The organism is Collinsella sp. AM16-21 (genome assembly GCF_003471905.1).
GTDB lineage: Bacteria > Actinomycetota > Coriobacteriia > Coriobacteriales > Coriobacteriaceae > Collinsella.
Genome location: NZ_QRKJ01000045.1, coordinates 1 through 583, shown reverse-complemented (window position 1 = coordinate 583; position 583 = coordinate 1). Strand labels below are relative to the sequence as shown.

Genomic DNA, 583 nt, shown 5'->3' with positions numbered 1-583 from the left:
GCACCCCTCGACCACACCGCCGCTGGCAAAATAAAAACCGCAGGTAGACGGCTTGCGGTTTTCGCGAAACAAAGGTTGTGGTCGAGGGGTCGGGTTAAAAAGTAGTAGATGCCCCGGTTTCGTGGCGACGGTATTTCGGACACCCTGCCCAGGGTGTCCGAAAGTGGGCAAACAGGTTGCTTTGCGGGTGGATATTGCTGCCATTGTTAAGAAACAGGCCTGAGCTTCCGCATAGAGTTGTGGTGTTTAGTGGTGGATAGACAGAAGAAACACGAGGATTTGAGAAGGATAATCCAAAACGAAAGCGGTTTCCCTGATCGACTAAATATCAGAGAAACCGCTGGTAGATGGTGGTGGGCCCTCCGGGATTCGAACCCAGAACCCAGGGATTATGAGTCCCCTGCGCTAACCGTTGCGCCAAGAGCCCTTGTAAGGTGGCGGCTGCGATAGAGGGCGTAAGAACCGCTTCCCTATCTTGAACCACGACGAAGAATACTACCATGCACGCGCCGCCCGTTCAACGCACGATCTTGTCAACCAGGAGGATCATGGTGCCGCCTTTGACCTTGTGTGCCTATATGAA

Annotated in this window: 1 tRNA gene; it reads right to left on the bottom strand. The window is 53.5% G+C overall.

What is annotated here, in order from left to right:
- Window positions 1–351: 351 nt before the first annotated feature.
- Window positions 352–427 (bottom strand) — tRNA-Ile (locus tag DW180_RS10115).
- Window positions 428–583: the final 156 nt, after the last annotated feature.